This is a genomic window from Chlorogloeopsis fritschii PCC 6912, from assembly GCF_000317285.1.
Taxonomy (GTDB): Bacteria; Cyanobacteriota; Cyanobacteriia; order Cyanobacteriales; family Nostocaceae; genus Chlorogloeopsis; species Chlorogloeopsis fritschii.
The window spans coordinates 68780-91465 of the sequence record NZ_AJLN01000045.1; the positions used below are offsets into that span (position 1 = coordinate 68780).

The following is a 22686-nucleotide window of genomic DNA, read 5'->3' on the forward strand; positions in this document are numbered from 1 at the left end:
CAAGAATAAAAGCAAATTACGTTAAGGAATGTAAAGTGATTGGAATTATTACTAATAACTAATGACCAATGACTAATGACGACCTTTACTAGTTAACTTTATTTGTACAAATCTACTTACAATAGTCAATTACCTGTTCGATAAATCTTTGCCAAATTTCATTGGGAGTCCAAATTTGATGTAAATCTTTCTTCGCCTCTTCATCATTTATCCCTTCATGCAAGTGACGATAAAGATACATAAAAGCAGAAACTCTCTTGTTAGCAGCACAGTGAACAAACACTCTTTTATCAGCATTCGTTTCCATAACTCTAAAAAAGTCTTTCACATTCTCAAGGTTAGGTTTATCCCAAACTACAGGGATATGAACATATTCCATGCCTTGAGATTCTACAATTTGTTTCTCATCAGGAACAGCATTAGGAGATTCTGGAAGTGCTAAATTCACAACTAATTGATATCCTGCTTCTTTGATGAGTGCAAATTCTTCTTTAGTTGGTTGTCCTGAGGTAGCAATCAATTCAGATATTTGCAAAAAGTTATAGATATTGTCCATACAGTTATGGGGCATTTTTTTGTAGGAGCGAGTAATTATTTTTCTACAACAAAGTCTAGATTGTTAACACAATTAATACTGTCGGGGAGAGCAATAAAACTTACAAGTAGTTGGACATAATTAAATGTCAGATATTTAAGACCAGAAATTAGATAGTAAAAGCTTTTCACCTTCTGCCATCTGCTATCTAGCTTGAAAAAACGACTAAGTTTTTGCCTAAATTAGGGTACAATATCCCTCAAACACATTACTGACAATTTCTACACAAATAAAGATTAAATCAAGCCAGTTGAGCTAAACTTTGAAAATCAAATTTTTTTAACATTTCTACAAATTTGAAAACCGCAGGAACATGGAGAGCATTAGATAAAATTGCAGCAGCCATAACTCTTTCTAACTGTACTGGCAAATTGTATACTTGCACTCCTGGGGGAATTGGTATAGCTGCTAAACGAGGAAGAATAGCCGCAGTAAGTCCCTGATTAACCATGCTGACAATAGTGGAGTCTTCCTGAATGTCGCTAGCAGTATTCAAAAAGGGTGCTAATTTTTTTATATGGTCGTGTAAAGGACGTCCACAGGGTAAACAGGCAAGCATAACTGGTGAATAAATACTTAAATCTTCCCAGGTAATTTGTGAATTCTTAATTTCGGCATTGGGTGGTAATAAAGCTACATATTCATCTCGTACAATTTCCCATGCTTCAAATTCATCGCTAGTAGGTAGATAAGTAATGCCAATATCGGCACGCCCTTCACGCAAAGACTGTTCGACATCTATATAGGAAAGCCGTTCTATGATAGTTACAGCAATTTCTGGAAATTGATGGTTAAATTTAGCGATCGCTGTTGGTAGTAAATGGGTAGCAACGCTGCGAAAAGAAGCAATTCGCACAAATCCGCCATGTAAACCTCTATGCAGATTTGCTTGTTGCTGGATCATCTCCAGATTTTGCATAGCTTGACGGGCATAAAATAAAATCCGTTCTCCTGCTGGTGTTAATATTGCGCCATAACGGCCTCTAGCGAATAAAGGTACGCCTAATTCTTCTTCCAAGGTAGCAATAGCATGACTTATCGCTGGTTGGGAAAGCTGTAATTCACCAGCCGCCTCACTAAAGTTACCATACTCTGCCACTGCAACTAAGGCTCGAATCTGGGAGAGTTTCATGAGTATTTTCTATACAGATGCTAACTTAATTTTCCCACCCAAGATTGTATCAATAATTTTTGCTGTCCATAAACCGCATTTATAGAAAATATACAAGCCATGATTTGATTGTTCACTCAGGCATTGTTACAGTTTTGATTGTTGATGAAATTTCCAGCAGAATTCTATGAAAAATAATGGAATGTGCATACAATCAAACGATACAGAATTGCAGTTAAAATTTAGCCACAGCAGCATCTCAATTTTATGGAAGTTTTTGGGTGTTTTTTGCCAAAAAATAGGAAAATTTTTGCGAGAAAGTCAGGAATTACAAGTTTGGCAAAAGGTAGATCGGAATGGTAATATTTATTGGCGAGCATACGACCCTATTACTGGAAAGTCTTTCACTTCAGGTTCTGAATCTGATATACGTGCATGGATAGAACAGCTTTATAGGTAATCAAAAATGTCAGATTTATCTCTTGTAATTGGTAATAAGAATTACTCTTCTTGGTCGCTGCGTTCTTGGTTAGCGATGAAGCAATTTGGCTTAGAATTTCATGAAATTTGCATTCCCCTGTACACAACAGAATCAGTCTCGAAAATTAGCCAATACTCTCCTTCAGGCAAAGTACCTGTTTTGTTACATGGTTCTTTAGCAATATGGGATTCGCTAGCTATTTGTGAATATCTAGCTGAAGAATATCCGCATCTGCATTGGTGGCCAAAAGATAAATCTGCAAGAGCGATCGCCCGTTCTATCTCTGCCGAAATGCACTCAGGTTTTCAAACTTTACGTCAAAATATGCCAATGAACTGCCGTGCTAAACTTCCTGGCAAAGGTATGGCAATAGGCGTGCAAAAAGATATTGATCGTATTACTACAATTTGGCAAGAATGCCGCCAAAAATTTGGTGCTGGTGGTGATATGTTGTTTGGCAAATTCACAATTGCTGATGCTATGTTTGCCCCTGTTGTTTTAAGGTTTGTCATCTATGATGTGCAATTAGATGATATTGCCAGAAATTATGTAGAAACTATTTTGAAGTTGCCAGCATTGCAGGAGTGGATTAAAGCTGCTGAAACTGAGCAAGAAGTGATTGCAGCTTATGAGTTTTAAAAGATGACTGTCTTTAGAGATAGTTACTCGCGAGCACCAAATTTTCTAATTGATAATCATTTAGCGCATCACCATATCATAACACAGATTCTTGATTGTCTTTTCTTACAGCAAATTTTAATTGTTTGAACTACAATTTTTGTAGGAGTGGGTTTTGCTTCAATCTCTAGCTCAAGTCGAGAAAATATGCACTAAACTCGCCCCCTACAGTATTGTCTCGCTTATTTATCTGAAAATAACTGTAAATAAAAGATAACAAACATATATGTATTTTGTATATAATAGGTTGAAGATTTATTAGCAGAAAATCTTCCTATGTTATGCCCTCAGTTATGAGAATAGCTTATGTAACTACTTACGATGCTAAAAACATAAAGAACTGGTCAGGGACTGCTCATCATATGGCTCGCTCTCTGATAGAACAATCTATAGAACTGAATTATATTGGTTCTCTAAGAGAGAAATATTCATTACTTTTGAAGACTAAACAACATATCTCCAACTATTTATCTAAAAAATCACTTGCTAAAAAGTACTTGCGTGACAGAGATCCTGTGATATTAAAAAGTTACGCACGTCAAGTTTCTAGCAAATTATCTCACCTTGACTCAGATATAGTATTTAGTCCTGGTACGATTCCAATTGCTTATCTTGAGTGCCAGCAACCGATTATTTTTTGGACGGATGTCACTTTTAGAGGATTAGTAAATTTCTATCCTGAGTTTACTAATCTATCTCCAGAAACTATCAGAAATGGAGATGCAATGGAAGCATCTGCACTAGAGAGGTGTAGATTAGCTATCTATTCATCTGATTGGGCCGCTGAAACGGCTGTTAAATATTATGGAGTAGAAGCATCTAAGGTAAAAGTTGTTCCTTTTGGAGCCAATATTGAATATAACAGGAATTGGCAAGATATTAAGGTAATAGTTTATTCAAGACCTGCAAATACTTGTAGACTTTTATTTTTAGGAGTTGATTGGTACAGAAAAGGAGGAAATATAGCTTTTGAGGTAGCTCAAAAGTTAAACGATATGGGCTTGAACACTGAGTTAACAGTAGTTGGATGTCAACCTATTATAAAAGAACCTTTTCCTAACTTTGTTAAACCTTTGGGATTTATCAAGAAATCTAGTAGCGAAGGGCTAAGAACAATAAATAAACTTTTAGCTGAATCTCACTTTTTAATTCTACCTTCTGTAGCAGATTGTAGCCCAATTGTTTTTTGTGAAGCAAATTCTTTCGGTGTTCCTTGTCTTTCAACAGATGTTGGTGGAATACCAACAATTATCAAAGATGATTTGAATGGAAAGATTTTTCCAAACAGTACTGGTATTTCAGAATACTGTGCATATATTTATAGTTTGTTTTCTGATTACTCTCTTTATAAAGATTTAGCTCTATCCTCATTTAATGAATATCAGTCACGTCTTAATTGGTCAATAGCTGGACAAACTGTCAAAAAACTACTACTCGAAGTGATGTGACATCAATAATACAAATTCATTTTTTCAATGGTCAAATTTTCACTAAGCTCTTGATATCACTATCAAGAGCTATTAGTTTTTTAGCAGAGCCAAGGCAGGTAGCTCTATTCTTGACATTCAGTATCAGCAATAAACATCATTCAATTTTGAAAGAAATTCTGAAAAATTTCTATTTTGCTACCCATCGCTCTGTATTCTGCTCATATATCTCCTGCAAAATTCGCGGAACATCATAGGTAATTGCCCAATTTGGATATTTTGCTTTGAATTTAGACAGATCGCTGATATACCAGATATGATCGCCACTACGATTAGTTTCATCAAGCGAGTAATTCAATTCTTTGCCTGTAATTTCTTGGCATAATTCAATAGCTTCTAACATAGAGCAGTTACTTTCACGACCGCCTCCGATGTTGTAAACTTCAGCAATACCTGGATTTTTGTAGAATTCGTAAAAAGCATTAATCAGATCGCAAGAGTGAATGTTGTCGCGAACTTGCTTACCTTTATAACCAAAAATTGTATAGGGTATTCCCGTCATGGTACATTTCATTAGGTAAGCGAGGAAGCCATGTAGTTGGGTTCCTGAATGATTTGGCCCAGTCAGACATCCTCCTCGAAAAGATACCGTTTTCATATCAAAATAGCGACCATACTCTTGTACGAGTACATCAGCAGCAACTTTAGAAGCGCCAAAGAGTGAGTGCTTGCTTTGATCAATACTCATATCTTCAGAAATACCCTGATGATATTTGTGAGATGCCTCAATCTCCCAACGCTTCTCCAACTCTACTAAAGGAAGGTAATTTGGTAAGTCACCATACACTTTATTTGTAGATGTGAATATAAAGGTAGCTTCTGGACAGTATTCGCGTGTTGCCTGTAATAAATTCAGCGTACCATTGGCATTAACTGAAAAATCTGTAAATGGATCGCGTGCTGCCCAATCGTGAGAGGGCTGTGCTGCTGTATGAATTATTAGAGACAAATCTTTTTGAAATCGCTCAAAAATTTCTTTTAATTTAGAATAATCTCGAATATCTACATTGTAGTGTTGGTAGTTTGATATTTCTGCTATTAACCGATTGCGATTCCAATCAGTTGAAGCTTCTTCACCAAAAAAAAACTTTCGCATATCGTTGTCAATTCCGACAACTTCCATGCCAATTTTAGAAAAAAATCTTACTGCTTCAGAACCAATTAAACCTGCTGAACCTGTTATTAAAGCTACACCCATAATTCCCCTATTTACTTTCTGTCAAAACTTTGTCAAGAATAGCTTGGAGTTTTACCTTAGCTACACAAACATCAAAATAACGTTTGGCAACATCTCTCCCATCTGCACCTATTTTACGTCTTAAATCACTAGACTGAAGTCCTTGAGAAAGGGCTTGATAAATTTCATCTACAGTTACTGTTGAGGGCACTAACAAAGCACTTTTACCATTGGATAGATACTGGCTCACATCGCCAAGATCTGAAGAAATCACCATACGTCCAGAAGCAAGATATTCAGATAGCTTCGTAGACAATCCTGAGCGACTATATACACCATCACGACGAATATTGATCAGAATATTTGATTTACAGACTTGTGCTTTTACTTCTGCTAGTGGTACAAAACCTTTGATGTCAACTATAGAAGAAAGCCCAAGTTTATCAATTTTTTCATATACTTTAGCCATTCGGTCTGAATGTCGTTCATTTCCTCCTAGCATGACGACACGAAAATCGTAACCCTTGGAAATTAAGACTGCAAAAGCTTCAATCAAATTTTCTATTTCATCCTGTTCATTAAAAGCGCCTGCATATAAAATAGTGGGGACTGCAGTATCTTCTTCCTCTGAGCATCCCCACTGTTCGCAATCAATGATTGTTGGCACTATGTAAACTTTATCCGGATTTTTACTCAACTTGTCATATTTCGACTTCAGGTAATTTGATATGACTACAATCCCATCAGCTAATTGAGGGCAATATTGATCGCCAAGTGCAGAATTTACTGCAAATATACGTGTTGATATTGATATTTTTTCAGAAGATACACGCTCTAGGCGTTCATCTTCATAAGATTGAATTGTAGGGATGTTTAGATATCTAGCCAGCAAAGTCAATGAATAAACATCATAAAAAGACAGATGATTAAACCAAAGTACATCAATTTCTTTCTTTTTGTGATACTCAATTAGCTTTTTGGCGATCGCTATAACTGCACGAATTTTAATACCAATGGATGCAAATCCCGAAGTTCTTTTTGTTGTATTCAATACGTAGTAATATGGTGCACCACTGATTTGCCCTTCAGACTTTTGCACTGATTCAGGAGTAATACCAAGGGCGTGCTGATTCAATATGGTTACCTTGTTCCCAGCCTGAATTAGAGCATCAACTAATGTTTTTAAGCGCGATGTATTCCCACCGCCTTCAGGTAAATCAGCAATGGTAACGATGACAATATTGTATTGTGTCAAAATTAATCTCCTCTTTCTTCAGACTCACGAACCGATCATTATGAAGAATTTTTGAAGGGGCGGTATAACTTGGTTCAAACCATGCTGTGATTGAGAGTAAGCCCAAAGTCAGTCCATGAGCAAAAATAACTTCTATCTTATTAATTGAGCCTGCCAAAACTTGCGCATTAATTTTAGCAAAGAAGGGGAATTATAAACAAGTGCTTTTATAGCGTATTGAAATTTATTTAACAGGGATTAACCTAGTTGATTCCTATAAAAGCTTTCACCGGATTCTTGTAAACTCATAACTCCTTGTGCTCTAGCTTTAGTGCTATAGCTTCTTGAGCTTCAGGCAGTGTATGTCTATAACTCAATTAATTTTTGTGTTTGTTTTTGAATCAAAAGTTTTTGAGCAATCACAGTAGAATTTATCAAACTTATTCCAGCTTGGCAAGACTGTTTATTTTATAAACTATATAATCATACAGTAATAAAAGTACTGCGATTTTATTCATAGCAGGCGCACAGGCGGTGCGTTACCCGCTTCCCTACCTAAGGAAGCCACTTTCAATGGCTTTTACATCTTGAGTAATTCAATTTTTAGCAAAGGAGGTGAAAAATATAAATATAACTAAAACTGGATCGCAGTGTAATCTTACGTATTATTACAGTCATAAATAAAAAACAAAACACAAAATTTTTAAAAATAATTAAGTATAAATACGCTGGCGGATTTGTAAATTAAATAACGTAAAAACCCAAAAAAGCAAATCTTTTAAGTAAAATTCATTACATAATATTTTCACAATTAAATAAAAACCGAAAATAAAAATCACATAATTACCGTGTTCTTTCCCTTGGTGATATGTGAGAAGCGGCATTAAGTTTGTCTTGCAATTAAGTTGTGCAAGGCTACTCTTCAATACGTGTTTATCAGCGAATTATTTTTCACTAATTTTTTGCTTAGGAACTTTTAATTTATCTTCGATTCTGAATTACACAATTTTTAAAACCTTAAAAACTTAGCCTAGCCCAACTCTAAGTTATTTTTCTTTTTTTATGAAATTAACAAAATGGGTTGAACTCTTCGTGAAATCACGAAGAAATAAAAGCTTGTTCTTAGGTAAGAAAGTCAAGACTTTACGTAGCTCAAATCGGAAGATTAACCTAGTTAAAAACAGATTCTGGAAGTCTTTTTGCAAAGGTAGTAGAACTTTTCTAATTACTCTGAGTTGTTACGCTCTCTTTCTGAATTGTCATGCCTTCTTTCTCCCTACTAGGGCGGCTAGCATACCACCTAATCTAGAGATCTACAACGATTCACTTGTAAATGGCTGGGTTGACTACGGTTGGGCAAACCGTGACTATAGCGACACTAGTATTGTTCATAATGGAAATAATTCTATTAGCATTACTGCTGCTCCATACGAAGGTATCCATCTCCATCACGCTGCCTTTGATACTAGTGGTTATACTGCACTTACTTTCTGGATTCATGGTGGATCTGTAGGAGGGCAGCGCCTTCTAGTTGGAGGTATTCTCAGCGGAAAAGGTCAAGCATCTTATGAACTTTCACCTCTTTTACCTGGGGTTTGGCAAGAAGTTACAATTTCGCTGAGTAAATTAGGTGTTGCAGATAAACCCGATCTAGATGGTTTCTATATCAAAGATGTAAGTGGCACCTCTAGTTCAACTTATTACCTAGATAATATTTCACTTACAGCGGTAGAGGCTCCTTCGGTAGTAGATATTAATGTAGATGGATCGCAAATCTTGCAAAAAGTTGATAACCGCCTCTTTGGTTTGAATTCAGGGGCATGGGAGTCATCATTTACTAGTTCTGACAATACCAGCCTGCTGAAAGAAATTGATAATAAAATACTGCGTTTTCCTGGAGGCTCACTTTCTGACATTTACCACTGGTCAAACAGTACGACACTAGAAAAAGATGAAACTACAACTCAACCTCTTCCTTTTGATAAATTTGCAAAAGGAGCCATTGAGGCTGGTAATCAAGCCTTTATCACCGTTAATTACGGTAGTGGTACCTCGGCTGAAGCAGCTAAGTGGGTTAGGTATTCTAATAAAACGAAGGGTTATGGCTTCAAATATTGGGAAATAGGTAATGAGTCATATGGAAGTTGGGAGTATGACACAAACGAGCGATCGCACGATCCCTATACCTATGCAGTCAAAGCCAAGAATTATATATCTAAGATGAAGGCACAAGACCCAACAATAAAAGTTGGGGTTGTAGTAACAACTGGTGAGGATAGCTACGCAAACTACACCGATCATCCAGCTACAAACTCAAGGACTGGTCAAATCCATAATGGATGGACTCCAGTAATGCTTTCAACGTTAAAAAGTTTAGATGTTACACCTGACTTTGTCATTTACCATAAGTACATTCATGGCCCAGGTCAGGAAAATGATGCTACTCTTCTCCAATCGGCGCAGAGCTGGACAGTAGACATAGCAAACTTGCGAGCAATGCTTTCTGACTACCTTGGTACTGCTGGCGACGGAGTGGAAATTGTAGCAACAGAGCATAATTCTGTTTGGAGTCCACCGACAGGAAAGCAAGCAACAAGTCTTGTCAACGGTTTGTTTTTGGCAGATAGCATCGGTCAAGCTCTCCAGACGGAACTGAAAGGGCTGTTATGGTGGCTGATGCGGGCAACCCCAGAGACTGACGGAAATAACAGCGCATCTCTTTACGGCTGGCGTCAGCATGGTGGTTACGGCATTCTTTCCCAGCAGAGCACGGGTTATGAGCGTTACCCTACCTTTTATATATATAAATTGCTCTCTAAATTTGCACGCCAGGGAGATGGGGTAGTCAAGGTAAAAAGTAACTACGCACTTGTTTCTGCTTATGCTGTGAAGCGTACTAATGGAACTTTGTCATTGCTGATTATCAATAAAAGCCCTACAGAGGCTTTCAATACGAATATTTCGATTTCTGAATATTCACCTAGCAATACTGCGACTGTCTACTCCTATGGCATTCCTCAGGATGAGGCTGCCAGAACAGGAATTGGTTCACCGGATATTGCTCAAACTACGATTTCTAATGCCGGATCTTCTTTCTCGTTTCAGATTGCTCCGTATTCTGCCTCATTAATTTCGCTAAGAACTACCACTCAGTAACTTTGATGATGGCGCTGTTGAATCTAGCTTCCCTGACTAAAACAAGACAGTATATACAACAGCGGCGTATCCGTTGGTAGTAAATTAGGACATGGAAGGAGATTCTAGCTCCCACTCTCCTCCTTGTCTTTTTCTGTAGGCAGTTCAGCAAGAACTGCTTACTACTTAGGAGAGATTGTATATGATTTAAGCCCATGGAAATATTTATTCACTAGCCAAGCTCCGTAAACAAGACCGGCTACTTCACCAAATAGTAATGCCATCATAATACCCGTTTCTTGCAACGTGTATATGAAAGTACCAGCGATGATAAATGTCAATGTGGTCGAAACGATTGTGTTGAATACAATCTCCTTTGTATAACCTATAGTTCTAAAGAAGTAGAAAACTTGCATCCGAAAAAATGCGATGAAAGCGATACCTACTTGCCAAATAATTAAAGAAGCAAATACTACGTATTCCTTTCCATATATGAATAGCATTAGCTCTTTGGATAACAATGCTATAGCTAAACAAGGTACTGTTAGTAGTAATCCACCAAGTAGACTGATTTTTTTAAGATAATCCATCAATCCTGTGATTTGGTTCTGACTGTATTTCTGTGCTGCTTGTATAGGTATGATATTTTCCATACCTTGGAATAAAAGATTTAGTAGCCCGACAATATTTAGTGCAGCCTTGATTCCACCTGCTGCTGTTGCGCCCAACATAGTAGCACTAAAAATCAGAATACCTTGTGAGCCAGCCCAATATATCTGCCCAGAAAATAACAGATCGCGTCCAAATCGCCAGCTCTGCTTTAAGACTGGTAAAGCATAACTGACAGCAGGTCGAAGATTTTCTGTCAATATACCGATTAAAAAGGCTATTGCAGAACTAAGCGCGATCGCCCATAAAGCATTAGCAATATTTAATTTCCCAATTGCATAAAATAAAAATAATAATCCGATCTGTCCACCATAGCTGATAAAATCATTAAAAAACACGGTCTTACCTTTAGAACAAATAAAGTAATAACGTCGTAACCAATCCTGTAATTGAAACAACAGTATACTTGCTGCTAAAGGCAATATACTTTCCTGAATATTCCCCAAAGAATACCATTGTTGAAATCTACTTCCGAGTAAGAAGATGAGCAGACTGAGAAAAACACTAAATAGAACTTGTAAAGTAATCACACCTTGGAAGTATTGAGTTCGCTCTTTTTTTGAGCTAATCTGGGGAGCAATACTGATCATGGGAGCAATAATAAGCGCAAACTGGATAGTATTCACATAAAGTAAGATTGCATACAATACGACAAACTGACCATAGCTTTCTACTCCTAAAAATCGAGCCAGCAAGATGCCTGTTAGAAAGTTTGTACCGCTGACCATGACCTGATCTGCAACTGTCCAATTAACATGGCTGTAACGCTGTAGAAAAAATTTGAGGGGTTGAATCATAAACCTTCAAAATTGCTAGCAAAAATTCAAACTACTCAATTTGACTCTATTGGTACTAGTCAAACTCGCTTTAATACTATGTCTGGGTAATCGCTAATAAAGTAAAGTTCTTGGCACTAAGTGCGTTGTTACTTTTGGTGTAAGCTATTGAGCTGGAGTATATGCAAGACTATAGTACTATAAAGTTTATTGTAAAAATTCAAAAAAATTAAAATAATGCAATTAATGCAGTTACAAATGGACTTTTACAATTTAATTAAATCAAAAACACTAGAATCTCTAAAATCTGAAACAAATGTAGTTATGATCTAAAATCTGACCTGCCTTATCAATTTTTATCAAGTGAAAACTGAAAACTGTCTGGAATAAGCCTATACCGCCTTTTATCTTTAGAGAAATCACGGTAAAACGTTCAATTGAACATTACTTTCAATCATGACAGTAGGTAGCTCGTAAGAAGTCTAATATAGATGGTCTTAATTCTTTTAAGATAAAGTGATGACAATACAATATGATTAAATGGGATATTTACTTTCCTTTCTAATTTTCGCCATTTGGTGAAGTGATACTAGTAGCCAGTAATAATAGCAGTCTTGATTTTGATAAGTAGCTAGCCTCATGAAAATTATTTATCTTATCCATACTCATAAGGATTTAGAACAAATTTACAGACTTGTCAAAATTATTAAAAGTTCAAGTCCAGAATCTTACATAATAGTTATTCATAACTTCAAATATAGTATTTTAGACGTAGAGTTCCTAGAGAGTCTACCTAAAGTTAAAATATTAAAAAGTAGTGAAAGAAAATTAGGCTCTTTTTCTCTAGTTCAAGAATATTTAGATGTCCTTGATTGGGTATTTAGCCAAAATATTGAATTCGATTGGCTTATTAACCTAACAGGTCAAGACTATCCTACTCAACCACTTCCCCAGATAGAAAAATTCTTGGCTGAAACTGAGTTTGATGGCTTTTTAGAGTACTTTGATGCGCTTTCTGATTTTGAACAAAATACTTGGAAGCGTGGAGAAGGTTTTGATCGCTATCTTTATAGCTATTGGTGGTTTTATGGATATTTACAACGTTGGCAAAGAGCATTCCTTAAGCTTCCACGAGAAATCATTAATAGTATTCAGCCTTTTATAAGAATTAAGACTCAATATAGCTTGATGGTGGGAATTCGCAGTACTAACTTGCCATTTAATGATTCTTTTTTATGTTATGCTGGCTCGTACTTTCATACTCTTTCCCAAAACTGTATTCAATATTTATATGAGTTTGCTCAAAAAAACCCAGATTTAGTTAATTACTACAAAAAAACTTATTTACCCGATGAATCCTTTATTCAGGCTATTTTAGTTAATAGTAAATTATTCAATTTATGCAATGATAATAAGCGTTATATGGATTATAGAAAGGGTCTGCCATACGACGGTTGTCGGAAGTTGAGTTCCGAAGACTATCCAATTTTGTGCAAAGATGATATTCATTTCGCTAGAAAATTCGATATCAAGTATGATAGTAAAATTTTAGATATGTTAGATGCGAGAATACTAAATACCTAAAGCTTCAAATTTCAACTTTATTAGAACTAATATTATGGTATTTACCTAACATTAGTTTATTTATAGATATACATAATTTCATAATTGTAATAGCATTTGTCTAAGATTAGAAATAGTCTCAGAAAAATTATACTTTTGAAAATATATTTTTTATCATTAATTCTTCATAAAATACAAGATATTACCGACGTAAATCAAGAAAATTTATACAAATTGATACTGATTAAATAAATATTTTTGTCAAAGCACATTCAAATTGTTCAAATTTATTATTGAAACTAATGTTTTAAGTGAAGGCTGAACGTGTATCTTTAACTATAAGTAGGATATTACCGAATGTAAAAGATGAGGCCAGAGTCCATAATTACTGCGGATGCAGCCAAGAAGTTACCTGCTCAAAGTTTCTACATCAAAGTTGAAAGCCTTGCATTTTGGTTTTGGTTTATTAATGCAATTGAGCCTTCTCTAACTTTCTTATTTTTTCAAAGTAACCCAGCTTTAGGAACGTTAGTTAGTTGCCTACCTGCTACAGGTTTTGCTTTATTTTTGCTATCAAGTATCTTCGTCAGTAAACGACTTAAACGTCTAGAGATATTGCAACCCATGGCTAGCAAAATGCTACTTGCACTAATAATTTGGGCAGGTATCACACTATTGTGGACAAGTGCAAGTCCTCTTTTTTCTGCTTTCGGGTATTGGGCTAGCTTGGCAATCAATATTTTTGTAGTGTTGCTACTGCTATACATAGGTGATGTAGAAAGAGTGGCACCTAGTTCTCTACGAGGCTATGTTTGGGGAGGTTTGGTATTTGCTTTAATTGCCCTGCTCTTAAGTCCTATGACTTCTGACGGTCGTTTGGGTAATGAAGAATTTTTCCACCCCAATAATATTGGCAACAACATGGCTATTATTAGTCTGTGTGCTATTCATTTAGCTTTGCAATCTAAAGAAAGGATAGCAGAGCGTCAGCGCTATATTCTCATCATAGTAGTGTTACTTTTTACATTACTAAAAAGTCTAAGTAAAACTTCTATTGCCTGTTTTTTGCTGGCAGGCTTGGTATATGTAGGATGTAGTAAAATCAGTTTTCAGAAAAAAATAAATATACTATTACTAACAAGTGGGGTAGTAGCTATTTCTGCTGGGAGACTAAGTAGTTATTTAGATCGATACCTGAATGAACAGCAAGGAGGACAAGCTCTAACCACTGCAACAGGGAGAACCGCAATTTGGGAAATGACTTGGGATATGATTCGGGAAAATCCTATATGGGGTTATGGATTTCAATCATATCGAGATATTGCAGATCAGATCATCGATCTTCGATTGGTTCATCCCCATAATGAATTGTTGAATATATGGGTTAATTTGGGATTTATAGGCTTACTGCTGGGTGTATTAACTTATATCAGCTATTTTTGGTTAGTTAAAAAAGCACTGAAAGCGCATTTACCACAAGCGCCTTTGGGATTAGCTTTGTTTGTCTATTCTGTAGTGCGGGGATTAACTGAAGCTAGTATTCCAGATCCGATAGTATATCGTACAGCTTTGATGATGCTGATGATCGGGTGGCTATCTCAAGTTAATCAACTTACCTTCAAGCCCAGGAAAAGTAATGCAATTTTTAGGCCACGGAGATAGCAATGTCTAATTTATGGCGCTACACTAGCTTAACGGTGGCAACAATCTTGCTAATCATGTTATTTCATTGGCAAGGATTGCTGAAAATTTTTCCAACTGAACAATCATTTGGTGCAAAGCTCAATCCTGCGACTTTACCTGCAGTACCCACTAGTCTTTTTAATTTGAATATAATCAACTTGGATTATGGTGCAGCTTGGCCGACTATTCCTTTTAAAGGTTGGCGTAATGCTTATTCAGATTGGGATCTTTTAGAGCCAAAGCAAGGTAAGTGGAATTTTGAAAGATTGGATCGGGATGTTGCCTTAGCACAACAGCATGGTGTGGAGATGCTGTTCATTCTCAAATATGTCCCAACCTGGGCGTCAGTACGTCCAAACGAAACTGGATGTTGCACGCCAGATGCACAAAAGGGCAACACTGCCGTGCCTAAAAATATTGAAGACTGGCGCAATTATGTACGCACGATCGCCATGCGCTACAAAGGACGAGTTCGCTATTACGAGCTTTGGAACGAGCCAAATGTCAAGCGATTTTATTCTGGAACTGTGAAGCAATTGGTGGCATTGAATCGAGCCGCTTACCAAGTACTTAAAGAGGTTGATCCAACAATTACAGTTATCTCCTCTGCAATGTCAGCACCAGAAAGCAATGCCCTGAGATATTTTGAAGACTACCTGGCTCTGGGTGGGGGTAGGTATGCGGATATGATTGCTTTTCACTTTTATGTTGCACCCAAGCCACCAGAGGCAATGTTGCCAATAATTCAGCGAGTACAGGGGTTGTTAGCAAAGTATAAACAAGACCATAAACAACTTTGGAATACGGAAACTGGATGGAAGACGATAAATCGAGATAAAAACATTGATGATGAGGAATGGGCAGGAAAAGCACTTTCTCTTGGAGATGCTTCTGCTTATATTGCTCGCTCTTACATTCTTTCCTGGGCAAGGGGGATAGAAAGGCTTTATTGGTATGCTTGGGGACACCGAAGCATGGGATTAACTGAGTATGACATTAAAACGCCCAAGCCTGTGGCTACTGCCTACACCGAGGTAAGGAATTGGCTACTGGGGTCAAAAATCACAAGTTGCGAACCAGATCGAAACAAGACGTGGGTTTGTCAGTTAAAGCGCGATCGCGGCAATTTAGCTTGGATCGTCTGGAATCCGGAAAGAAGACAACTGTTCAACGTACCTCAAAAGTGGAATGTGCGCCAAATCAGAGATTTGTCAGGTAAAAAACACACTTATATACGAAAAAGCCGGATAGTAATTAACCCATCACCTCAATTATTAGAAGGATTAACCTCGTGAGAGTTCTTTTACTACATAACCGCTATCAGTACGCCGGCGGCGAAGATTCAGTAGTACAAGCAGAAAAAGCTTTATTGGAGTCAAAAGGGCATCAGGTTGTATTAATTGAAGTTAGCAATGATGACATAGTTGGAATTACAGGTCAAATTCGGGCTGCTTTGAGCGCAATTTATTCACTCCCATCTAAATCCCGCATCAGCGAGGCGATCGCTCACTTTTGTCCTGATGTAGTACACGTTCACAACTTTTTCCCACTACTCTCTCCATCCGTATACGATGCCTGTAACACTGCTAAGGTGCCAGTCTTGCAAACATTACATAACTATAGACTAGGTTGTCCCAATGCAATGCTATTTCGGAACAGCACAGCTTGTGAAGATTGCTTGGGCAAAAGGATACCGTGGCCTGGTATTGTACACGCTTGCTATCGCGGTTCGCACGTTCAAAGTGCTGTCGTTGCTGCTATGCTAGCTGTTCACTGGCAGCGCGGTACTTGGCACAAATCAGTTGATGCTTACATTGCTCTGACAGCTTTTCAAAAAGAAAAGATGGTTCAAGCTGGGCTGCCTAGAGAAAAAATCCACATTAAGCCTAATTACATCATTGACCCAAAACCATTAAATCTCACTAGAGCAGACGGTGAATATGCACTCTTCGTAGGGCGAATCTCACCAGAAAAAGGCATAGCAACTCTGATCGATGCATATGTGCAAAACAATTTGCGTATTCCACTGAAAATTGCTGGCACAGGGCCACAACTTGAGAGCTTATCCGCAAGTATTCAAGCGATTGGGCTTGAGGATACAATCCAATTTCTGGGTCAGCAAGATAAGTCAGCAGTACTGCAACTGATGCTGAATGCAAAATTTCTCATTTTTCCTTCAATTTGGTACGAAACATTTGGTTTAACCATGGTGGAAGCCTTTGCTTGTGGCCTGCCAGTATTAGCTTCAAGCTGGGGTAGTATGGCAGAAATTGTTGAGGATGGAATTACTGGTCTGCATTTCCAACCTGGCAATTCAACAGATTTAGCAAATAAAATCAGATGGGCATACGAGCATCCTGAACAAATGATTAGTATGGGTCAAAATGCTCGCCGTAATTACGAAAATCACTATACTCCTGAGGAAAATTACCAAAAATTGATGGCAATTTACCAAGTGGCACTCACTAAAAAAACTGCTATTGCCTCTCACTTATCCTCTGGGTGAGCAGTTGTTTGACTGCTAGATAGATAAACATTCCATTCGTATTCCAATAACGTTTCCAGAGCCGTTGTGGCTCTTGAATTAATCGATAAAGCCATTCTAATCCTGATTTTTGAATCCATAAAGGTGCTCTTTTGTGGATTTCTGCAAACATTGGGAAAGCTCCGCCCACACCAATCATAACTGCCTGAATTTTGCCTTTATGTTGAGCCATCCAATACTCTTGTTTGGGACACCCTAGTGCAACAAGTACCAAACCTGCTTGACTTTGATTAATTTTTTGAATTAAAGCATCATCTTCTTGTTGAGTCAATGGACGAAACGGCAAGGGTTCCATCCCTGCAATCTTGAGATGAGGAAATTGAACTTCTATCCTCTTTCTCATTTGTTCAAGAACTCTTCTTTCACTTCCCACAAAATAGATACTAACATCATGTTCTGGAGCTAGCCGACATAATTCTACTAATATGTCAGGGCCAGCAACACGATTTTGATTTTTTACCCCCAATAATTTCAACATCCAAACTAAAGGCATACCGTCAGGAGTAACAATGTCTGCATTTTCGAGAACACAGGCAAAATCTGGCTCTCTGTATGCCTCGATTAACATATGAACATTTGCTACACATACAACTTTACTCTCAGATTTTTTTGCCCACTGCAACATTGTTGCTATTTGAGCATCAAACTTTAATGCAGTTACAGGAGAGTTAATTAGTTTCTGCGTAGGTAGAGATTTTTGTTGTGTATAGAAATAGCGTTTTGCCATCATGTAAGTTGGGAGCGACGCTGCTGATGGAATAAATTTTTGACAAAGCCATTGTTAAAAGTACCACTTTATTGACTGATTTTTACATCAAAGTTGTGGGTTAATTTTATTTTTTATCTCTCTATCTATAAACAGATTGAATAACTGTACATTTTTACTTATATATACTGATACATCTACAGGTATGCTTATATATGTTATGACTAACTTTTTTGTTATAACTAACTTTTTTATTCAGCTTTGCGTTCAGTGGTTGGCACCTTTTACAAGCTTATGTATTATAAAGCTACGGTAGCTAATTCAAAGAAAAATCACCAAGGGCAGTACTTCAGGAGTTAAAACTCATGCAATCCAATAAACAAGAAGAATACATAGATCTTCGGCAGTACTGGTTGATTCTAAAAAGACGTTGGCTACCAGCATCAGCTGTTTTCGGATTTGTATTGTTACTAACAGCCTTAGTGACTTTTCTGCAAAAGCCTGTTTATCAAGCGCAAGGAAAGCTTTTATTGAAGAGAACGGGTAGCACCTCTACTGTAACGGGTTTAGGGAAAGAGTTAGGACAATTAGATTCTTTAGTAGATTCCCCAGAAAGCAATTATCCAGTCAACACACAGGCAGAAATTATAAATTCTGTAGCCTTTGCTCAAAGAACGATTAACGAACTCGATTTAAAAAATGAACAGGGCGAACCACTGAAAATTAAAGAGTTTCAGCAACGGCTTGAAGTCAAAAATATCAAGGGAACAGATACTTTACTAATTTCATACAAAAGTACCGTACCAGAACAAGCACAGGCAGTAGTCAACAAACTCATGGATTCTTATCTAAGAAACAATATGATGGCTACTCGAACCGAAGCTATAGCTGCAAGAAATTTTATCGAAAGTCAGTTACCCAAGAGTAAGATTAGCGTTCAAAAAGCGGAAGCACAGTTGCGTGAGTTTAAAGAACGCAATAACATTTTAGATTTGGAGAATGAAGCAAAAGCTGCAGTTACACTTGTTACAGATTTAGAAAATCAAATAGCTCAAGCCCAAATTAATTTGGCAAATGCGAATATGCGTTCAGCCGCGCTTCAAAGAGAGATTGGCATCAACGTCGAACAAGCTAAAGTTATTAATGCTTTGAGCCAGTCTGCTGGGGTACAAAAAGCACTTGCAGACTACCAAGAGGTAGAAAGCAAATTAGCAAATGAGCGCAGCCGATATCAAGAAAATACTCCTGTGATTGCCGATCTAAAGCTCAAGCAAGCATCGCTCAGAGAAGTATTAGAAAAACGGGTACAACAAGTTTTTAAAGGGCAACAACCTTTACTCGATCAAAACTTGCAGATAGGAGAGTTGCAACAAAAACTTACCGAAGATTATGTCAAAACAGAAGTAGAGCGTATTGTTTTCAACAATCAGTTGAGTGCTTTATCTAAAGTATATTCCAACTATAAACAAAGAGCTGGGATTATACCCCAATTGCAACAAAAACAGCGAGAGTTAGAACGAGAAGTAGATGCAGCTCAATCTACTTATGCCACTCTGTTGAAAAAATTAGAAGAAGTACGGATTGCAGAAAATCAAAATGTTGGCAATGCTCAAATTGTAGATGTCGGTCGAGTTGCAGAAGAACCTGTTGCTCCAAAGAAACTCTTAAACTTTGCACTCGGAGGAGTTGCAGGAATCATACTTGCTGTATTCATTGCACTGGCTAGAGATGCTGTAGATACATCAATCAAAACTTTACGCGAGGCAAAGGAAGTATTGGGATACACAGTATTGGGTGTTATTCCTAACTTTGACAAAATTGACAAACTTAACTCTCGGAATGAAAATCCCGAACAAACTCTACCCAAGATTCCTGTTAAATGTACCCCTCGTTCCATGATTAGCGAAATCTATGGAATGATATATGCCAACTTAAAATTTCTTGGTTCAGATCAAGAATTGAGGGTAATTACAATCACAAGTGCTGTTCCTAAAGAGGGTAAGTCTACGGTTTCTGCCAACTTGGCTTTAGCGATCGCCCAACTAGGGTTCAAAGTCTTGCTGGTGGATGCAGATATGCGTAGTCCTTCACAACACCAGTTCTGGGAGCTTGGAAATAATAAAGGATTGAGCAATCTCATTGTTGAGCAGATAGATTTGGAAACAGTGGTAACAAAGGTAGAGCAGAATCTATACGTTCTTACCTCTGGGGTATTACCTCCGAATCCGTTAGCAATTCTCAACTCCAGACGCATGGCTTCCCTAGTCGAAGTCTTCTCAAGCAGCTATGATTTCGTCCTCATTGATACTCCTCCACTCAGCGCTGCTGCTGATGCAAGGATTATTGGTGCTATGACTGATGGCATCGTGATGATAGTTCAACCTCAGTTATTAGATACTGGAAGCGCTATTTCTGCTAAAGAACTTTTAGAGCAGTCTAGTCAAAATGTCTTAGGGATGGTAGTTAATGGTGTATGTCCTGAAAATGAACCGGACAGCTATTTCTACGTCAAAGAATACAATACTGAGAAAGATTTGGTAACTTCGGATATTAATGCAAAGGATAGAGCTAAAGTCAGTTAAAAGTTGACAGCAATATTCAAACCAGTTCAAAGAAGTTCATCGCCACTGCTGATATTTTCAGGATGAGATTGATGGTTGCGACACATTAAGCGAAATTCACCCAAATCAGCAGTGAAACCCCAACGCTCATAGAATGGTATCATCTCTGGTAGACAGTAAAGAGCAAACTGCTCCACAGAGCATAATTGAGGATGATTGACAACTATATCCATTAACCTAGCACCAAGTCCCATCTTTCTGTGGGTAGGCTTAACAATCACATCATAAATAGTTGCCCTGTAGACAAAATCTGTGAGAACACGGGTAAAAGCAATCAAGCGATCGCCCTCATCAATCAACCCAATGATAATATCTGATGCTGCTAGCATCTTTATGACTTTCTCACGGGTACGTTTGTGACTCCAAAATTCGTTTTTATACAAATCCAGCAAATCTGAAATTTGATTTTCAGTCAAATCTTCAATAACTCGATACGTCATTATCTAAGCTATCTTTATGGTTATAACTACCCTTTAGATTCTAAAGGAATTGCATAGCAATCTGTAGAATAAAGGAAAAAGGTATTTACTTAGAGCCATAAAAGCGAAAAGCAATGGTACAGATACCACCAAAAGCTTTAACATTAGAAGAATTTCTGAAGCTGCCAGAAACCGAACCAGCAAGCGAGTATATTGACGGTGAAGTTATTCAAAAACCAATGCCACAGGGAGAACACAGCACTATTCAGGGCGAACTTATTATTGCGATTAATGCCGTTGTGAAATCCAAAAAAATCGCGCGTGCTTTTCCTGAACTGCAGTGTACTTTTGGTGGTAAGTCAATTGTACCAGATGTAGCAGTGTTTACCTGGCACAGAATACCTCGTAAAGGAAATGGTGCTGTAGCCAATGTATTTGCAATTGCTCCTGATTGGACAATTGAAATTTTGTCTCCTGAGCAAGTGCAACAAAGGTAATCAAAAACATTCTACATTGCTTGAGATTTGAAACCCAAATGGGATGGTTGATCGATCCAGAGGAGCAAACTGTATTTGTATACATACGCGCTCGGCAACCTATAGCGTTGGATGAGGCAGAAGTTATCCTTCCTGTACCAGAATTTGCAAGTGAGTTAAAACTGTCGGTAGGAGAATTATTTGGATGGTTGTTAGAGTAAATGAAAAGAATTGAAGTTGAAAAAAGAACTATTTTACTTGGTTTAGCAGGCAGTCACGGCTATGGCTTAAATCGTCCAGATTCAGACTATGATTATAGGGGAGTGTTTATCGCACCCAAAAGATTTTACTTGGGATTTGACCGTATTGAACAAAAGGATAGTGGTTGGGATGAACCAGGAATATTTTCCTTTTTAGATAGTAATAAAGATACAGTTATTTACGAATTAAGAAAACTTCTCCAACTTTTAGCTGGAGCAAATCCCAATGTTTTAGAATTACTTTGGTTAAATCAATATCCTGTATTAACATTAGTAGGACAACATTTAATTAAAAAGAGAAAAATATTCTTGAGTAAGAAAGTCAAACATACTTACTCTGGTTATGCCTTTGCTCAAATCAAAAAAATGGAAACTCATCGGAAATGGTTATTAAATCCACCGCAAAAGAAACCAGTTCCATCTGATTTTGGCATAGAAGACGAACCACCATTAAGCAAAGAAGAATTGAATGCTTTTTTGGAGTATCTTTATAACTTAATTAGAGGCAAGATTGAGTTTTTAGAACAAGTCGAACAACTATATAATTTGTTAGTAGCAGATATTGATTTCAAAGCCGTGTTGAAACAATATACCTTGCCTGATGAAACTTTAGAATATACTCAAAATTTAACTCATAGTCGTAAGGATTTTATCCGTCTGCTTCAGAAAAGTCAAAGCTATCAAATCGCTTTGCGAGAATGGAAAGCTTATTTATCGTGGCAAGAAAATAGAAATCCTGCTAGGGCGGAAATGGAAAGAAAGTCTGGCTTTGATCTCAAACACGGGATGCACTGCATTAGACTGCTACGCAGTGGACTAGAAATATTACAAACAGGAGAATTAATTGTAGACAGAAGAATAGCTGGTGATGTTGATGATTTAAAAGCAATTCTTAAGGGTAATTATTCTTATGAGCAGGTGATGAAAATGGCAGAAGATTTGATGGCTGAAATGGAAAAAGTATATGAAAAATCAAATTTACCTTACAAACCCGATTTAGAGCAAATCAATGAGCTATGTATAGAGTTGGTAGAAATGCAAGGGTGGTGAGAATAGGGTATAGGGGATAG

The 22686-nt window shown here is 37.3% G+C and carries 17 protein-coding genes and 1 pseudogene; 11 read left to right on the plus strand and 7 right to left on the minus strand.

What is annotated here, in order from left to right; translation table 11 throughout:
- Positions 1-112: 112 nt before the first annotated feature.
- Positions 113-556: a protein tyrosine phosphatase family protein gene (locus tag UYC_RS0104780; RefSeq protein WP_016873509.1), complete on the minus strand. Its 444-nt coding sequence runs from the start codon at positions 554-556 to the stop codon at positions 113-115.
- 280 nt (positions 557-836) lie between these two features.
- Positions 837-1727 carry a LysR family transcriptional regulator gene (locus tag UYC_RS0104785; protein ID WP_016873510.1) on the minus strand — a complete coding sequence of 297 codons (891 nt, stop codon included), beginning with the start codon at positions 1725-1727 and terminating at the stop codon, positions 837-839.
- Positions 1728-1893: 166 nt separating this feature from the next.
- Here UYC_RS0104785 and UYC_RS0104790 point away from each other — a divergent pair, with 166 nt between their 5' ends.
- From UYC_RS0104790 to UYC_RS0104800, 3 genes are all read left to right on the plus strand, one after another.
- Complete coding sequence (locus tag UYC_RS0104790; protein ID WP_016873511.1) at positions 1894-2166, plus strand: hypothetical protein; 273 nt, start codon at positions 1894-1896, stop codon at positions 2164-2166.
- Between the two features lie 6 nt (positions 2167-2172).
- Positions 2173-2826 carry a glutathione S-transferase family protein gene (locus UYC_RS0104795; RefSeq protein WP_016873512.1) on the plus strand — a complete coding sequence of 218 codons (654 nt, stop codon included), beginning with the start codon at positions 2173-2175 and terminating at the stop codon, positions 2824-2826.
- A 332-nt stretch (positions 2827-3158) separates the two neighbouring features.
- Complete coding sequence (locus UYC_RS0104800; RefSeq protein WP_016879274.1) at positions 3159-4313, plus strand: glycosyltransferase family 4 protein; 1155 nt, start codon at positions 3159-3161, stop codon at positions 4311-4313.
- A 169-nt stretch (positions 4314-4482) separates the two neighbouring features.
- On the opposite strand, the gene UYC_RS0104805 is transcribed toward UYC_RS0104800, so the two are convergent.
- Together UYC_RS0104805 and UYC_RS0104810 are read right to left on the minus strand one after the other, a co-directional pair.
- Entirely contained in the window at positions 4483-5550 is a 1068-nt protein-coding gene (locus tag UYC_RS0104805; protein ID WP_016873514.1) for an NAD-dependent epimerase/dehydratase family protein, read from the minus strand.
- A 7-nt stretch (positions 5551-5557) separates the two neighbouring features.
- The gene (locus UYC_RS0104810; RefSeq protein WP_016873515.1) at positions 5558-6784 is read right to left on the minus strand and encodes a glycosyltransferase; all 1227 of its coding nucleotides are present in this window, start codon (positions 6782-6784) and stop codon (positions 5558-5560) included.
- A 1071-nt stretch (positions 6785-7855) separates the two neighbouring features.
- Here UYC_RS0104810 and UYC_RS0104820 point away from each other — a divergent pair.
- Positions 7856-9919 carry an alpha-L-arabinofuranosidase gene (locus UYC_RS0104820; protein ID WP_127011300.1) on the plus strand — a complete coding sequence of 688 codons (2064 nt, stop codon included), beginning with the start codon at positions 7856-7858 and terminating at the stop codon, positions 9917-9919.
- Positions 9920-10080: 161 nt separating this feature from the next.
- Here UYC_RS0104820 and UYC_RS0104825 read toward each other — a convergent pair whose 3' ends face one another.
- The gene (locus UYC_RS0104825; protein ID WP_016873518.1) at positions 10081-11364 is read right to left on the minus strand and encodes a lipopolysaccharide biosynthesis protein; all 1284 of its coding nucleotides are present in this window, start codon (positions 11362-11364) and stop codon (positions 10081-10083) included.
- Between the two features lie 618 nt (positions 11365-11982).
- Here UYC_RS0104825 and UYC_RS0104830 point away from each other — a divergent pair.
- The 4 genes from UYC_RS0104830 to UYC_RS0104845 all read left to right on the plus strand — a co-directional run bounded on the left by UYC_RS0104830 (position 11983) and on the right by UYC_RS0104845 (position 17095).
- Positions 11983-12927, plus strand: a complete 945-nt coding sequence (locus UYC_RS0104830; protein ID WP_016873519.1) for a beta-1,6-N-acetylglucosaminyltransferase — start codon at positions 11983-11985, stop codon at positions 12925-12927.
- A 345-nt stretch (positions 12928-13272) separates the two neighbouring features.
- Complete coding sequence (locus UYC_RS0104835; RefSeq protein WP_016873520.1) at positions 13273-14568, plus strand: O-antigen ligase family protein; 1296 nt, start codon at positions 13273-13275, stop codon at positions 14566-14568.
- Between the two features lie 2 nt (positions 14569-14570).
- Positions 14571-15884: a GH39 family glycosyl hydrolase gene (locus tag UYC_RS0104840; protein WP_016873521.1), complete on the plus strand. Its 1314-nt coding sequence runs from the start codon at positions 14571-14573 to the stop codon at positions 15882-15884.
- On the plus strand, positions 15881-17095 hold the full coding sequence (locus UYC_RS0104845; protein WP_016873522.1) for a glycosyltransferase family 4 protein: 1215 nt from the start codon (positions 15881-15883) through the stop codon (positions 17093-17095). The genes UYC_RS0104840 and UYC_RS0104845 overlap by 4 nt, the downstream gene beginning before the upstream one ends.
- Here UYC_RS0104845 and UYC_RS0104850 read toward each other — a convergent pair.
- Positions 17067-17861: a WecB/TagA/CpsF family glycosyltransferase gene (locus tag UYC_RS0104850; RefSeq protein ID WP_016873523.1), complete on the minus strand. Its 795-nt coding sequence runs from the start codon at positions 17859-17861 to the stop codon at positions 17067-17069. The genes UYC_RS0104845 and UYC_RS0104850 overlap by 29 nt on opposite strands.
- 344 nt (positions 17862-18205) lie before the next feature.
- Here UYC_RS0104850 and UYC_RS0104855 point away from each other — a divergent pair, with 344 nt between their 5' ends.
- Positions 18206-20422, plus strand: a complete 2217-nt coding sequence (locus UYC_RS0104855; RefSeq protein ID WP_016873524.1) for a GumC family protein — start codon at positions 18206-18208, stop codon at positions 20420-20422.
- A gap of 26 nt (positions 20423-20448) precedes the next feature.
- Here UYC_RS0104855 and UYC_RS0104860 read toward each other — a convergent pair whose 3' ends face one another.
- Positions 20449-20901: a GNAT family N-acetyltransferase gene (locus UYC_RS0104860; protein WP_016873525.1), complete on the minus strand. Its 453-nt coding sequence runs from the start codon at positions 20899-20901 to the stop codon at positions 20449-20451.
- Between the two features lie 113 nt (positions 20902-21014).
- Between UYC_RS0104860 and UYC_RS35320 the strand changes: the two are divergent.
- Positions 21015-21577 (plus strand): annotated as a pseudogene (locus tag UYC_RS35320) (Uma2 family endonuclease).
- The gene (locus UYC_RS0104870; protein ID WP_016873526.1) at positions 21578-22666 is read left to right on the plus strand and encodes a nucleotidyltransferase domain-containing protein; all 1089 of its coding nucleotides are present in this window, start codon (positions 21578-21580) and stop codon (positions 22664-22666) included.
- Positions 22667-22686: the final 20 nt, after the last annotated feature.

Coding starts and splice junctions, on each gene's coding strand:
- UYC_RS0104805 (WP_016873514.1), bottom strand. CDS start 5,550: ATGGGTGTAGCTTTAATAACAGGTTCAGCAGGTTTAATTGGTTCTGAA.
- UYC_RS0104840 (WP_016873521.1), top strand. CDS start 14,571: ATGTCTAATTTATGGCGCTACACTAGCTTAACGGTGGCAACAATCTTG.
- UYC_RS0104835 (WP_016873520.1), top strand. CDS start 13,273: ATGAGGCCAGAGTCCATAATTACTGCGGATGCAGCCAAGAAGTTACCT.
- UYC_RS0104780 (WP_016873509.1), bottom strand. CDS start 556: ATGGACAATATCTATAACTTTTTGCAAATATCTGAATTGATTGCTACC.
- UYC_RS0104860 (WP_016873525.1), bottom strand. CDS start 20,901: ATGACGTATCGAGTTATTGAAGATTTGACTGAAAATCAAATTTCAGAT.
- UYC_RS0104785 (WP_016873510.1), bottom strand. CDS start 1,727: ATGAAACTCTCCCAGATTCGAGCCTTAGTTGCAGTGGCAGAGTATGGT.
- UYC_RS0104855 (WP_016873524.1), top strand. CDS start 18,206: ATGCAATCCAATAAACAAGAAGAATACATAGATCTTCGGCAGTACTGG.
- UYC_RS0104850 (WP_016873523.1), bottom strand. CDS start 17,861: ATGGCAAAACGCTATTTCTATACACAACAAAAATCTCTACCTACGCAG.
- UYC_RS0104790 (WP_016873511.1), top strand. CDS start 1,894: ATGAAAAATAATGGAATGTGCATACAATCAAACGATACAGAATTGCAG.
- UYC_RS0104795 (WP_016873512.1), top strand. CDS start 2,173: ATGTCAGATTTATCTCTTGTAATTGGTAATAAGAATTACTCTTCTTGG.
- UYC_RS0104870 (WP_016873526.1), top strand. CDS start 21,578: ATGAAAAGAATTGAAGTTGAAAAAAGAACTATTTTACTTGGTTTAGCA.
- UYC_RS0104825 (WP_016873518.1), bottom strand. CDS start 11,364: ATGATTCAACCCCTCAAATTTTTTCTACAGCGTTACAGCCATGTTAAT.
- UYC_RS0104830 (WP_016873519.1), top strand. CDS start 11,983: ATGAAAATTATTTATCTTATCCATACTCATAAGGATTTAGAACAAATT.
- UYC_RS0104800 (WP_016879274.1), top strand. CDS start 3,159: ATGAGAATAGCTTATGTAACTACTTACGATGCTAAAAACATAAAGAAC.